At 66.6% G+C, this 12,037-nt stretch carries 14 protein-coding genes; 6 read left to right on the top strand and 8 right to left on the bottom strand.

The features are described 5' to 3' along the window. The first annotated feature begins 109 nt into the window (after positions 1 to 109). Positions 110 to 979, top strand: a complete 870-nt coding sequence (locus KA419_04260; protein MBP7865141.1) for a hypothetical protein — start codon at positions 110 to 112, stop codon at positions 977 to 979. 194 nt (positions 980 to 1,173) lie between these two features. On the opposite strand, the gene KA419_04255 is transcribed toward KA419_04260, so the two are convergent. From KA419_04255 to KA419_04245, 3 genes are all read right to left on the bottom strand, one after another. Continuing rightward, on the bottom strand, positions 1,174 to 2,454 hold the full coding sequence (locus KA419_04255; protein ID MBP7865140.1) for a tyrosine--tRNA ligase: 1,281 nt from the start codon (positions 2,452 to 2,454) through the stop codon (positions 1,174 to 1,176). 4 nt (positions 2,455 to 2,458) lie between these two features. Then, complete coding sequence (locus tag KA419_04250; GenBank protein ID MBP7865139.1) at positions 2,459 to 2,983, bottom strand: hypothetical protein; 525 nt, start codon at positions 2,981 to 2,983, stop codon at positions 2,459 to 2,461. Between the two features lie 172 nt (positions 2,984 to 3,155). Beyond that, positions 3,156 to 4,217, bottom strand: a complete 1,062-nt coding sequence (locus KA419_04245) for a TlpA family protein disulfide reductase (protein MBP7865138.1) — start codon at positions 4,215 to 4,217, stop codon at positions 3,156 to 3,158. Between the two features lie 345 nt (positions 4,218 to 4,562). On the opposite strand from KA419_04245, the gene KA419_04240 reads away from it, so the two are divergent. Then, a complete protein-coding gene (locus tag KA419_04240; protein ID MBP7865137.1) occupies positions 4,563 to 5,546 on the top strand; it encodes a 3'(2'),5'-bisphosphate nucleotidase in 984 nt (327 codons plus the stop codon). 209 nt (positions 5,547 to 5,755) lie between these two features. Here the strand turns inward: KA419_04240 and KA419_04235 are convergent, their stop codons facing one another. The 4 genes from KA419_04235 to KA419_04220 are packed head-to-tail and all read right to left on the bottom strand — an operon-like array spanning position 5,756 to position 7,422. After that, the gene (locus KA419_04235) at positions 5,756 to 6,187 is read right to left on the bottom strand and encodes a type II toxin-antitoxin system VapC family toxin (protein ID MBP7865136.1); all 432 of its coding nucleotides are present in this window, start codon (positions 6,185 to 6,187) and stop codon (positions 5,756 to 5,758) included. After that, entirely contained in the window at positions 6,184 to 6,429 is a 246-nt protein-coding gene (locus KA419_04230) for a DUF2191 domain-containing protein (protein MBP7865135.1), read from the bottom strand. The genes KA419_04235 and KA419_04230 overlap by 4 nt, the downstream gene beginning before the upstream one ends. 46 nt (positions 6,430 to 6,475) lie before the next feature. Continuing rightward, positions 6,476 to 6,976, bottom strand: coding sequence for a DinB family protein (locus KA419_04225; GenBank protein ID MBP7865134.1), 501 nt, complete (start codon positions 6,974 to 6,976; stop codon positions 6,476 to 6,478). Positions 6,977 to 7,017: 41 nt separating this feature from the next. Beyond that, positions 7,018 to 7,422: a hypothetical protein gene (locus KA419_04220; protein MBP7865133.1), complete on the bottom strand. Its 405-nt coding sequence runs from the start codon at positions 7,420 to 7,422 to the stop codon at positions 7,018 to 7,020. Positions 7,423 to 7,536: 114 nt separating this feature from the next. Between KA419_04220 and amrB the strand changes: the two genes are divergently transcribed. After that, positions 7,537 to 8,700: an AmmeMemoRadiSam system protein B gene (gene amrB, locus KA419_04215; GenBank protein MBP7865132.1), complete on the top strand. Its 1,164-nt coding sequence runs from the start codon at positions 7,537 to 7,539 to the stop codon at positions 8,698 to 8,700. A gap of 126 nt (positions 8,701 to 8,826) precedes the next feature. On the opposite strand, the gene KA419_04210 is transcribed toward amrB, so the two are convergent. Then, positions 8,827 to 10,344, bottom strand: coding sequence for a hypothetical protein (locus tag KA419_04210; protein ID MBP7865131.1), 1,518 nt, complete (start codon positions 10,342 to 10,344; stop codon positions 8,827 to 8,829). Between the two features lie 385 nt (positions 10,345 to 10,729). On the opposite strand from KA419_04210, the gene KA419_04205 reads away from it, so the two are divergent. The 3 genes from KA419_04205 to KA419_04195 are packed head-to-tail and all read left to right on the top strand — an operon-like array spanning position 10,730 to position 12,025. After that, a complete protein-coding gene (locus tag KA419_04205; GenBank protein ID MBP7865130.1) occupies positions 10,730 to 11,614 on the top strand; it encodes an SPFH domain-containing protein in 885 nt (294 codons plus the stop codon). Between the two features lie 13 nt (positions 11,615 to 11,627). Next, complete coding sequence (locus tag KA419_04200) at positions 11,628 to 11,807, top strand: Arc family DNA-binding protein (GenBank protein ID MBP7865129.1); 180 nt, start codon at positions 11,628 to 11,630, stop codon at positions 11,805 to 11,807. 53 nt (positions 11,808 to 11,860) lie between these two features. Further along, positions 11,861 to 12,025, top strand: a complete 165-nt coding sequence (locus tag KA419_04195; GenBank protein MBP7865128.1) for a hypothetical protein — start codon at positions 11,861 to 11,863, stop codon at positions 12,023 to 12,025. Positions 12,026 to 12,037: the final 12 nt, after the last annotated feature.

The raw sequence follows: 12,037 nt of genomic DNA, 5'->3' as shown, positions 1-12,037 counted from the left end.
CGCCCGCAGGGTTCCTCTTGTCACTTGTCGATGAAACGGTTACAATAGGCACGTACTCCGGGTTTGCGAGCGGGCGATTTCGACCAACCAGATGGCATGTGGAGGATTTATGAGGCTTGCAGCGCGTCGCGTCTTCCCGGTGATCGCCTTCACCGTCGGGTCCTGCCTGTGTGCGTTCGGGGGTGCCGGGACCGGCCCCCAGGACGTCCCCGAGAAGGAGAAGTCCGACCCCTCCAGGGTGGCGTACACCTGGTCGGGCGACGGGCAGGTCATCGACCTGCAGTGGACCCACCAGGGCGCCCGCCTGGCCCTGCTGATCCGGCGGGGGGAAAAACCCGGGCGGCTGGTGGTCATCGACCCCGCGGCCAAGCGGGTCACCGCCGACATGCCCCTGCCCGTGGGGGTCCTGCCCGTCTGCGGGGACTGGTTGAAGGGAGACGCCGCGCTGCTCGTGGCCTTCCGCAAGGCGGAGGACGAGTATCCCCTCTACCGGGTGTCCCCCCGGGAGCGGGTTTGCCGGAAAGTGTATCCGGACATCGTCACCCCCTACATCCAGATTTTCGAGATCGTCTGCGACGGCAGCTCGGCGCGCTGGGCCGTGGCCTGCGTGGGCGAGGGGCACCCGGACGCGGCCATCTTCGACGACGGCAAACTCCTCCACCAGACCGACGTCTACCCCGGGGGCATCGGCCTGGTCCACTGGCGGGAGGGGAAACTCTTCTGCCAGTCCACCGCGTGGCTCGAGTACGGCCTGACCCGGGACGCCCGGGCCAAGGACTCCCGCCTCGACCCCAAAAAAGCCGACGGGCACGAGGAGTGGGTGGTCTACCGGGTCGATCCCGGAACGGGGACCGCCGAAGCGGTGGAGAACTTCAAGCCGGACGAGGCCGTCAAGCTGTCGTCGGACGGCATGTTTCGCTACGAGGCGGAACAGGACGGCGAAACCCGTTTCACCGTGAAGATCTTCGCCATGCGCTGAGCGGGCCGGTTCGAGCCTATCCCGCCCCGGCCTGCGAGACGGGAGAGGACGAAAGGACCAAAAGGACATAAAGGACATAAAGGACATAAAGGACATAAAGGGCCAAAAGACGGCCTTGCATTCCTTCGCTGCCTTTCGCCGTCCTTTATGTCCTTTATGTCCTTTTGGTCCCTGGGTCCTTTTCCGAACCAGGTTCAGGCCAGCGTCAGCCGGTGAAAGCGTTTCTTCCCGATCTTGACCAGCGCCGACCCTTCGGTGAAATCCGCCGCGCCCAGCACGCAGGGGAGCGCCTCGATGCGGCGCCCGCCCACGGTGAGCCCCCCCTGTTGCACCAGTCGGCGGACCTCCGCCTTGGAGGGCACCAGTCCCGACTCCACCAGGACCGCGCAGAGGTCGAGGCCGGCCGCCAGGCGGGCCCGTTCCACCGGGGTCGAGGGAAGGGTGTCCGACCCCGCGTCGCCCGTCCGCGGGATTCCCGAGGAGGTCTCGACGGCCCCGTCCGGGTCCGAACAGCCGAACTGCCGGACCGCCGAGTGATAGGAGGCGTCGGCGTTTTCCTTCCCGTGCACCTGGCGGGTGACCTCCCAGGCGAGGATCTCCTTGGCACGGTTGAGGAGCGGCGGCTGGAGGGCCGACAGGCGCCCCACCTCGTCCATGGGGAGGAAGGTGAAGAGGCCGAGGAGTTTGCGCACGTCCGCGTCCTCGACGTTGCGCCAGAACTGGTAGAAGTCGAAGACGGGCGTCCGCGCGGCGTCAAGCCACACGTTCCCCGCCGCGGACTTGCCGAACTTCTGCCCGGAGCTGTTCATCAGCAGGGGGAAGGTGAGGCCGAGGGCCGCGGCGTTCAGCTTCTTCCGCACCAGTTCCACGCCCGCCACGATGTTCCCCCACTGGTCCTGGCCGCCCATCTGCACCAGGCACTGCCGGTCGCGGGCCAGGACGTAGAAATCGTAGGCCTGCAGGAGCGGGTAGTTGAACTCCAGGAAAGAGAGCCCCGTCTCGAGGCGCTGCTTGACCGACTCCGCCGTGAGCATCCGGTTGATGCTGAAGTGCCGCCCGATCTCCCGGAGGAACTCGATGTAGTTGATGGGCATCAGCCACTCGGCGTTGTTGAGGAGGAGCGCCCGCCCGTCGGCAAAGTCGAGGAAACGCTCCAGTTGAGCGCGCAGTCCGACGGCGTTCTCCCCGATCTTCTCGCAGCTGAGGAGCTGGCGCATCTCGGTGCGGCCGCTGGGGTCGCCCACCATGCAGGTCCCGCTGCCCAGGAGGGCAATGGGCCGGTGGCCGGCGCGCTGGAGATGGACCATGGCCAGGATGGGCACCATGCTCCCCACGTGGAAGCTGTCCGCCGTGGGGTCGTATCCGATGTAGAAGGCCTTTCCGGGCTCGGCGAGGTGCTCGCGGGCGGCGGTTTCGTCGGTGCACTGGTAGATGAATCCCCGCTCGAGCAGGATGTCGTATACATTACGGTTCATGTGTTCACCTCGTGGGAGTGTATTCCCGGATCAGTTCGAGGACGTCGGCCCCGACCACCAGGCTGGCCCGGCTGAAGATGGCGTTGAGGAGCACCACGACGCGGTCCCGGGGCCTCAGCGCCGTGATGACGCCCGTCTGCCCCTCGAAGGCCCCCATGGTGATCCGGACGGGGTCACCGGGCTTGAAGGCCCGCTCCTCCACCAGGAAACCCTGGTCGTTGAGCTGCTCGCGGATCGACGTGATGATGGCCGGGTCCACGGGGATGGGGCGGTCGTCGAATGACACCACGCGGTTGACCCCCGGCGTGTGGTTGACGGTGTAGAGCCAGCGGGCAGGGTCGAAACGCACGAAGAAGTAGCAGGGGAAGAGGGGCCGGATGAGGGTCTTCCCGCGGAACCGGCGGCACGACTGGGGGAGGAAGGTCTCCAGGCCGATCTGGAGGAGCTTGACGTCGGTGACGTGCTCCTTCTGGCGCCGGGTGTAGACGGCGTACCAGTTCGGCCCTTCTTCGAAGCCCGGGAAATGCATGCGGCCGCCCGTTCGGAGTTTGTGCTCCCGGGACGGCGATGGGGAGCCGGGCCCGGGGCAATCGGGTATTATACCCGATCGCCCCCCCGCCCCAAAGTGTTTTTCTCCCCCGTCCCTGCGAGGTCCCTCCGGCCCTGCCACGGTCCCGGGGTCGCTTTCGCCCGCGGTCGGGTCAGCTCTTGCCCAGCAACTCCTCGACCTTGCCGCGCAGGGCGTCCTCGTTTCCGGAGCCCACGTGGAGGTCCACGACGTTGCCGTCCTTCCCGATGACCACCAGGGTCGGGATCCCGAGCACGCCGTAGGCATCGAACGCGTCCCCCCCGTCCGCCACCGCGATGGGATACGGCAGCTTGTGGCGGGTGACGAACTCCCCGATGAGGTTGAACTCCTGGGTGGGCTCCACCTTGCCCTTGTCCTGGATGTCATCGCGGTACCGGCCGTAGTAGCGGGTGAACCCCACCACCACCAAACCCCGGTCCTTCATCTCGGTGTACCACTTCACCAGGTGGGGCATCGTCTGGCGGCACGGCCCGCACCAGGGGGCCCAGAAGTCGAGGAGGACCACCTTCCCCTTCAGGGACTCGAGGGAGAGGGCCTCGGTGTTGATCCACTTCCCGGCGCTGACGGCGGGGGCCGGCTTCCCGACCAGCTCGATCTGCTTGAGGACCGACTGGGCCTGAAACTTCACACGGGTCATGGAGGCGGGCAGGTCCGCGGCGATCAGTTTCTGCGCGTACTCCTTCCGGATGGAAGGCGCCGCCCCGCCGGTGGCGAGGCCGACGAAGACCCCGTAGTACGCCTCGTCCCTGGGCAGCTTGTCTTCGAGGGTGCGAAAGAGGGCCGCGGCCTTGTCGGCCTCGTCCTTCTCCAGGAGGATCAGCACTTTCTGGAAGGACGCCTGGTCCGCCAGCGGGGACTTCCGCTCGACGAGGGCGTCGGCCAGGACCAGGGCGTCGGCGGGCCGGTCCAGGCGCTGGTAGGCTTCACAGCGCCACAGGTCGAGGTCGTCGGAGGCTTTCTCGCCCTGGTACTTGGCCACCAGGGCCTCGAGGTCCTTCCGGTACTGCTCCAGGGCGCTCTTGTACTCCTCCCGGCTCTTCACGGTCTGCATCTTCTGCATGAAGCCGTCGTTGAGGGCCTTGTAGTCCGTTCGGTAGGCGGGGGCGGCCTCCTCGGCGAAGAGGGCGAACGCCGTGCAGAGAACCGCCAGGAGGGTGACGAGGGTTCGGGACATGCGGGGTCTCCTTGGAAAAGATGGACGGGTCAACCGTCGAAACGGGGAGTATACGGGAATTCCAGGGGAATGGGTCGGAAAAAGGAGCCAGGAGCCGGTACTCCGGATTCAGATCGAATCATGCATATGACGCCCCCGTAAAAAGTCCCTTGCAGCCCGCGGATCACGCGAATCGTCGCGAATCGGAATGTCAAACGTCATTTTATTTCTTTGTCTTCTGTATTCGCGTCAATCGGCGTTATTCGCGGGAAATCTCCGATGGGCGACTTTTTACGGGGGCGTCGTCTTTCACTTCCCCGCAGATTCGTCTATACTGTGCTTCTGTTTTTTCACCGGGAGGTTTTCATGCTGGAAGCGGAAAGGGAATTCGCCCTGCGGGTTGTCCGGACGGCCTGCCGTGTTTGCCGGGTGGTCCAGGCGGGGCTCGAGACGTCGGACACCGCCGCCAAGGAGGACCGCTCGCCGGTCACCGTGGCGGACTACGCCGTCCAGGCCCTCGTGTCCCACGGCCTGGGTCTCGATTTCCCCGGGGACGCGCTCCTGGCGGAAGAGAGCGCCGCCGGCCTGGCCGCCGCCGGCGGACCGCCCCTGGTCCGGCGCCTCGCGGACGTGCTGCGCCCCTTTCTTCCGGGCCTGGCGGAACCGGAGATCCCCGCCCTGATCGACCGCGGGCGGAGCGGAAACGGCGGCCGGCAGTGGGTCCTCGACCCCGTGGACGGCACCAAGGGCTTCCTTCGCGGCGGGCAGTACGCGGTGGCCCTGGCCCTGCTTGTCCACGGCGAGCCGGTTCTGGGGGTCCTCGGCTGCCCCAACTTCCCGGTCCCGGAGGGTCTTCCGGGGGACATGCCCCAAACCGGTTGCCTCTTTGCCGCCGTCCGGGGCCAGGGAGCCTCCGTTCTGTCCCTGGAAGGCTCCCACGAGACCCCCGTCCGCGTTTCGGACCGTTCGGACCTTCACCGGGCCGTCCTCTGCGAATCCTTCGAACCGTCGCACATGGATGGTGAACGCACGGGGCGGATCGCGCACCGTCTCGGGCTGGCCGCGCCCCCGCTCCGGATGGACAGCCAGTGCAAGTACGCCGCGGTGGCCGGCGGTCAGGCCGACATCTACCTTCGCATCCCGCCGCGGGACGGCTTCCGGGAAAACGCCTGGGACCACGCCGCCGGCTGGGTGGTGATCACCGAGGCGGGAGGGACCGTCACCGACCTCCGGGGCGAGCCCCTCGACTTCTCCCGCGGCCCGACCCTGGACGCCAACTTCGGCATCCTGGCCACGAACGGCCGCCTTCATGCTTCTCTCCTGTCCGTGCTGATGGAAAGCCGCCGCTGACGGAAACGAAACCGGGACAGGCAGGTCTCGAGCGCTTTTCGAATGATCGCGTAGCGGCGGAAGGCGGTTTGCTCCAGTTCGTCACGGACCTCTGAAGGCAAGCTGACGGTCAGCGGCGCCCTCATTGAGCGCCTTCCTCGGCCTGTAATAGCAATTGGTCCGGTGAGCCGGAGAGGGGAAGGCCGTTTTCCGGACCATGCAGCGAAAACTCAGCTTTTGATAGGGTTCTTCCAGTGGACGCCCGGGAATCGTGAGAAATCGGCGTCGGTGGACATGAGGGTGCAGCCGTGCTCGATGGCCAGGGCGGCCAAGTGAGCGTCGGGCACGAGGTTTCCCCCGGCCTGGCCCTCCTCCATCAGCCGACGAAACACGGTCCAGTGCCGCTCCGTCGGGTTCACCAGGCGCACGCAGGGTTGATCGAGCCAACTCTGGACGCGGGCCACAGCCTGTTCCACCGACAGGGGGCTCGTGAAGACGCGGGGGTTGGTGCCGATCCGGATGAAGGCCCCCAGAACGTCCCAACTCAGGCAGACCGGCCCGGGGCCGGACAACCGGGCGTCCCACCACTCCCGTGCGACCGTGTTTCGGGGGCTGGTCTCGTCTTCCGCGTAGAGAAGAATGTTGGCATCGACCAGGATCAACGGCTGTCCTCTCCTTCGACCCGGGAGAGGAGTTCCCGGATGTTGTCCAGGTTCATCCCTTCCCGGAGGCCCATCCGGTTCGGTTTCGTGCGGTACGGGCGGGAGGAGGACCCTTCCCGGACGACCCGCAGGCCCGCCCGCAAGGCTTCGTTCAAGACCTGGCGGAAGGGAGCGTTCGAATCCTTGGCCACCTTTCGGGCGGCATCCAGAACATCCTCGTCGAGATTCAGCGTTGTTCTCATACGACCATCATAACACCAACGCAAATGATGTCAAGGCATCAATTCTTCACGGCAGCGGCTGGAGGCCGAAGGACTGCCACTCCTCCCGGGAGGGGCCGTACACGCCCGGGACCTTGAGCCCCGCCTGGCGCATGAGGACGGTGAGCTGGGCCCGGTGGTGGGCCTGGTGAAGGATGAGGACGCCCAGGGTCTTCCCGCGCTTCCACCGTTCGCCGTACATCTCGTCCTCCTTCTCCAGGATCTCGTCGGTCCAGGTCGACTGGACGCCGTGCTCCAGGGCTTCGGACACGGCCTCGTAGGCTTCGGCGATGGCCAGGGCGGACGCCGGGGCCGGGGAGTCCTCGGGCGGCCCCCCGAGGGAAAGGCCCGTGCGCCGCATCATCTCGCCCATGGACAGAACGAGATGCCAGGCCAGGTACCCCATGGTTCTTCCCTCGTCGCAGACCTTCCGCCCGAGGGATGCATCGGTGAGGCGATGCAGGATTTTCAGCGTGGCCTCCCTCTCGTAGGCCCAGTCTTCGAGAAAATCGCTTACTCTGCGGATCATGCTTCCTCCTTTTTTATGTCTTTTTACGGGTGCATCGTTCTTCACCGGCCAGGGGCACGGGTCGGCTGTCGGCGCACGGGTTTCGTCTTCTCCGTCTGATTGCCCCTCGCGTTCCCGCGGTCGCGTTCCACGGACTCCCCCGGGTTCGCCTTGCTGTACCGGTCGGGAGCGGAAGGCTCCGGGGGAAGCGGGGTGGGCTCACTCCCGGGGTTCCGTTCCGACGCAAGCGCCGCAAAGACGACGGCCGCCCCCATGACCACCCCCAACAGGACAGGCCCTCCCCGCAGTTCTCTGCGCAGAACGATCAGATGATAGAAGAAAACGATGGGGATCAGCAGGGAAAGCGCCCCCCGGAAAAATCCGTGTTTGAAGATGACATAAGTGGCCAGAAGAAAATAGACGGCCAAGCCGAATCCCAGGAGGCCCAACAGCACGTCCTGCAGCATATCACCCCTCCCCGGCCGTAAAGAGACAGACTCGATCGATAACTGGCAAGGTAACACAATCCGCGTCGTGCATCAACCCCGGAGAATGTCGTATACTGGTCCCGGAGGTGGAGCATGCAAGTGAATCCTCGGAAGATCCTGCTTTTCCTGACTCCGTTCGTGCTTCCCGTGATCGCCGGGATGACGCCCGCCCGGGCCCGGGCCGCTGAGCCGACGCCCGCAGACCTCCTGAAGAAAGCGGGAATCGCTTCCACGCCCCAACTCCGCGGACAGATGGACACCACGGGTTTCGCCCCCACGGCCGCCGCCATGGACGCGGTCCGGGACCGCTCCCTGGAAGCCGCACGGTCGCGGGAGAGCCAACTCCGCGAGGAGAAGGTCCTGGACGGCGGCACCGCCTTCGCCCTCGCCGCCTGCCCGCACGACGATTACGCCTACGCCGGCCGCCTCTATGCCCTGGTCCTGAAACACATCCGGGCCCCGCGGGTCATCGTTTTCGGGGTGTTCCACAAGGCCCGCGTCTTCGATTGCCGCGACAAGCTGGTTTTCGACGCCTTCCCGGCCTGGCGGGGGCCCTACGGGCCGATCCCCGTGTCGCCCCTGCGCGCCGAACTGCTGCAACGGCTGCCGCAGACCGACCGGGTGGTGAGCAACGACATGCATGCCGTGGAGCATTCGGTGGAAGCCATCGTTTACTTCCTGCAGGCGTTCCGCAGGGACGTGGAAATCGTGCCGGTGCTTGTGCCCCATATGGGGTGGGAAACCCTCGACGGGCTCGCCGGGCGTTTCAGCGACGCGCTCTCGGCGGTGATGAAGGCAAAGGGGTGGGTTATGGGGCGGGACGTGGCCCTCGTCTGTTCCGTGGACGGCGTCCACTATGGCGACGCCCACTGGGGCCCCAGCCACTACTGCCCCTTCGGCGCGGACCTGGAGGGCTATCGCCGGGCCGCCGCCCAGGACCGGGAGATCGCCATGACCCTCGCGGGCCCGCTCGACCCGGAGAAGGCCCGTCGCTTCATGCAGCGCTGCGTGGACCCGGCAGACGTCACCCGTTACCGGGTCACGTGGTGCGGACGCTTTTCCGTCCCGTTCGGGATGGTCACCGCCGCCCGCGTCCGCGAGTCCCTCGGCCTGCCACCCCTCTCCGGGGCCATCCTGGACTGCGGGACCAGTGTCAGCGAGGCGGGCATCGACGTGTCGGACATCCCGGGCATGGGCGTCACGGCCCCGGCGAATTTCCACCACTTCGTGGGTTACACCGCCATCGGCTGGTGGTAGGCCCCGCAAGAGCCCGGAAATCGTACGGGAACGTGATGGCAATCCTTTGGGCCGAGCCCTCGCCCGGAGGGTGAAAGTATGATGGGGAAATTTTATTGGGGGAGACGGCCGTAAATCCGGCTGCGGTCACGGCGGGAACGGGAGCCGCCGGGCCCGGTGGTCATCGAGGACCTCCAGCCGGATGGACCGGGCCGGGTCCAGTCGAACGTGACCGGCTTCCCCGCCCGGCACGAAAGCCCCTTCCGCATCGAACCGGACCTGGTCCGCGCCGACGGCCCGGACGGTGATATCCCGGCAGAGAACCCGGAACATCCAGTCCCGGTCAAAGGACTCGAGGTCCGCCCCGCCGATCACGAAGACCGTCCCGGGCGCCACCCGGGGCCGGGCGGCGGCGAGGTACCCCTGCACCGCGCGCACGGCGGCCGCCCGGTGGACGAGGTGGTTGGTGCCGGGCAGGTAGGGGTCGCGGAGCCCCGCCGCGTCCTTGCGGGCGAACCAGAGGGCCCCCGTCGCCGCCAGCAGGAAAAGGTAGGCGGCCAGGGCGGCCTTCTGGAATCGCGGCCCCGCCCCGGCGGCCCGGAGGAGCCCCCGCAGGCACTCCACGAGAAGCAGTGCCGCCGCCGGGAGACCGTAGACGAGGTAGTAGCGGTAACAGTGGTTGGGGAGGAGCATCACGGGGGCCAGCGCGAGCGCCACCCAGCCCGCCAGGAACGCCGGCCGCCGCCAGGCCGCCGGGGCGGACCGGGCCTCGACCCGTTTCAGCCACAGGAAAGCGGCCGCCAGGAACGCCGCCAGGAGGATGCCGACCGCCGGGCGCAGGTCCCGGAAAGGCGTCAGGGCCTCGGCGCCCCACCAGGCGTAGCGTCCCGCGTTCTCGAGGAGATGAAGGCCGAGGACCTTCATTCGGTAAGGGTGGTCGTCCGGCAGTCCGAAGGGGGAAAGGCCCGTCAGGGCCCGCATCGCCAGGAAGGCCGCCATCAGCACGACGTGGGGCCAGAGGCGGCGCAGCGCGGCTCTCAGCGCCCCCGGGAGCGGGCCGTCCGAAAGGAGGGCCGTCAGGGCCAGCAGCGTGGGCAAGACGACGAGGAACTCCTTGCAGAGGAGCCCCGCGCCGAAGACCCCCAGCGAGAGCCCGGTGTTTCCCCGGAGGAAGAGGAGTACACACCCGCAGAAGCAGACCGCCCCCGCCAGGTCGAAAAAGCCCACCAGCCACAGCACGGGATCCAGGTGGATGGAGACGGCGGCGGCGTAGACCGTCATCACCGCCCACGCCGTGAAGCGGTCGGCGCCGAGCCGGCGGGCCAGGGCCGCCACCAGAAGCGCGGCCCCGGCGAGGAGGAGGAGGTTGAGGAGGTGGGCCGGGACCGGGTCCAGCCCGAAGGCCCGGTAGAGCGGGATGAAGGCGACGGTCCCCAGGGGACGGTAGTGCAGCCGTCCCACCGGGTCGAAGTCCCGGGCCAGGTTGGTGGCGTCGTCCAGGTGGGTGAGGGCGCTCAGGTAGCTCCAGTCGTCCTGGATGAAGGGGTAGCCCAGCGCCCGCCTGTAAACGCCGGCGACCACCAGGGCCGCCGTGAGCAGGCACAGCGCCGCGAACGCCCGTCGGGTGCCCGCGACAGCGGCCGGTTCCGGAAGGTTCGCCCCCATGCGCTCTGCTCCCTGCGGGAATTCTCATCCTCCCCGTGACCGGTAGGAGCGGGGCCAGCGTCTGCCGCCGGTCGCCTTGGCGGCGCGACGGAGCCCCGGGTCCGGTTTCGGGGCTTCGCCTTGGCCCGGCGGTCCCCGGTACCGCAACGGTCGCTTATATCGCATCGCGGTAGCCGTGGACAAGCCTTTGTTGCACGTGTTTCCGGCCCGGCTCCCTCCACGCGAACAGATTAATACAATAAATACCATGTTTTATGGAATTCCGGCTCGCACTCGCCCGTGTGATTGCCGGGCGGAGCAGTTTTTTTCCGAGGCGGTCGGATTTTACTTGACTCCGGATTTGCAGGGTGATATTAATTTGATATCAGTTTGAAGGAGGTCAATCATGATCCAGGAAAAAGTAACCCGCACGGTGTCCGGTTTGCCGGTTCTGTTGTTCCTGCTCCCCCTGCTGGTGGTCTGCGTCCTCGGCATCATCAACGCGGGCATGCAGCTCGAGGCCCGCCAGGGCGGCGGTTTGCAGCTCGCCCTGTGCATCGTGGTCTGGTTCCTCGACCTGCTCTGCCTGGCCGGGCTCTTCATGGTCCAGCCGAACCAGGGCGTGGTCCTGATGCTCTTCGGGGCTTACCGCGGCACCGAGAAGCACGAGGGGCTCCGCTGGGCCAACCCGTTCTACACCAAAAAGAAAATCTCCCTGCGCGTGCGGAACTTCGAGACCTCGCGGCTCAAGGTCAACGACAAGGACGGCAACCCCATCGAGATCGGCGCGGTGGTGGTCTGGAAGGTGGTGGACACCGCCGAGGCCGTCTTCGAGGTGGACAACTACGAACACTACGTCAGCGTGCAGAGCGAGGCCGCCCTGCGCAACCTGGCCACGGCCTACCCCTACGACTCCCACGAGGAGGCGGTGATGTCGCTCCGCGGCCACACGGCCGCTGTGGCCACGCACCTGCAGGCGGAAATCCAGGACCGCCTCGCCAAGGCCGGCGTCCTGACCGTCGAGGCCCGGATCAGCATCCTGGCCTACGCCCCGGAGATCGCGGCGGACATGCTGCGCCGTCAGCAGGCGGCCGCCATCATCGCCGCCCGGGCGAAAATCGTCGAGGGCGCGGTGACCATGGTGGAGATGGCCCTGGAGCACCTGTCGAAGAACAACATCGTCCAACTCGACGAAGAGCGCAAGGCCGCCATGGTCAGCAACCTGATGGTGGTTCTCTGCTCCGACCGACCCACCCAGCCGGTGGTGAACGCGGGCACCCTGTACCACTGATCGCGAGGGTATCATGGCGGAGCCGAAAGCCTTCGTGATCCGGATCGACAACCGGGTCCTCGAAGCCATGAAACGGTGGGCCGAGGACGAACTCCGCAGTCTCAACGGCCAGATCGAGTACGTGCTCCGGCAGGCGCTTCGCCAGGAGGGGCGCCTGCCGGCCCCGGAACAGCAGAAGCTCAGGGAAGAGTGAGCAAACTGGCCGGGGTAACGGGGGTGTTGGGAGTTGCGGGAACCTTGGGAGCCATGGGAGCTATGGGAGCTATGGGAGCTATGGGAGCTATGGGAGCTACGGAAACTATTGGAATTATGGGAATTATGGGAGCGATGGGAATTATGGGAGTGTTAGGAATGATTGGCGTTATGGGATTACTGGAAGTGATTAGCGCGATGAGGGTTGCGAGCAGATAAATCTCTATGCCC

This window comes from Acidobacteriota bacterium (assembly GCA_018001935.1).
Lineage (GTDB): Bacteria > Acidobacteriota > JAAYUB01 > JAAYUB01 > JAAYUB01 > JAGNHB01.
This window is presented reverse-complemented; position numbering and strand designations above follow the sequence as displayed.

Excerpts from the sequence above, each read along its gene's own strand:
- KA419_04260 (MBP7865141.1), top strand. The coding sequence starts at position 110 with ATGAGGCTTGCAGCGCGTCGCGTCTTCCCGGTGATCGCCTTCACCGTC.
- KA419_04255 (MBP7865140.1), bottom strand. The coding sequence starts at position 2,454 with ATGAACCGTAATGTATACGACATCCTGCTCGAGCGGGGATTCATCTAC.
- KA419_04250 (MBP7865139.1), bottom strand. The coding sequence starts at position 2,983 with ATGCATTTCCCGGGCTTCGAAGAAGGGCCGAACTGGTACGCCGTCTAC.
- KA419_04245 (MBP7865138.1), bottom strand. The coding sequence starts at position 4,217 with ATGTCCCGAACCCTCGTCACCCTCCTGGCGGTTCTCTGCACGGCGTTC.
- KA419_04240 (MBP7865137.1), top strand. The coding sequence starts at position 4,563 with ATGCTGGAAGCGGAAAGGGAATTCGCCCTGCGGGTTGTCCGGACGGCC.
- KA419_04230 (MBP7865135.1), bottom strand. The coding sequence starts at position 6,429 with ATGAGAACAACGCTGAATCTCGACGAGGATGTTCTGGATGCCGCCCGA.
- KA419_04225 (MBP7865134.1), bottom strand. The coding sequence starts at position 6,976 with ATGATCCGCAGAGTAAGCGATTTTCTCGAAGACTGGGCCTACGAGAGG.
- KA419_04220 (MBP7865133.1), bottom strand. The coding sequence starts at position 7,422 with ATGCTGCAGGACGTGCTGTTGGGCCTCCTGGGATTCGGCTTGGCCGTC.
- amrB (MBP7865132.1), top strand. The coding sequence starts at position 7,537 with ATGCAAGTGAATCCTCGGAAGATCCTGCTTTTCCTGACTCCGTTCGTG.
- KA419_04210 (MBP7865131.1), bottom strand. The coding sequence starts at position 10,344 with ATGGGGGCGAACCTTCCGGAACCGGCCGCTGTCGCGGGCACCCGACGG.
- KA419_04205 (MBP7865130.1), top strand. The coding sequence starts at position 10,730 with ATGATCCAGGAAAAAGTAACCCGCACGGTGTCCGGTTTGCCGGTTCTG.
- KA419_04200 (MBP7865129.1), top strand. The coding sequence starts at position 11,628 with ATGGCGGAGCCGAAAGCCTTCGTGATCCGGATCGACAACCGGGTCCTC.
- KA419_04195 (MBP7865128.1), top strand. The coding sequence starts at position 11,861 with ATGGGAGCTATGGGAGCTATGGGAGCTATGGGAGCTATGGGAGCTACG.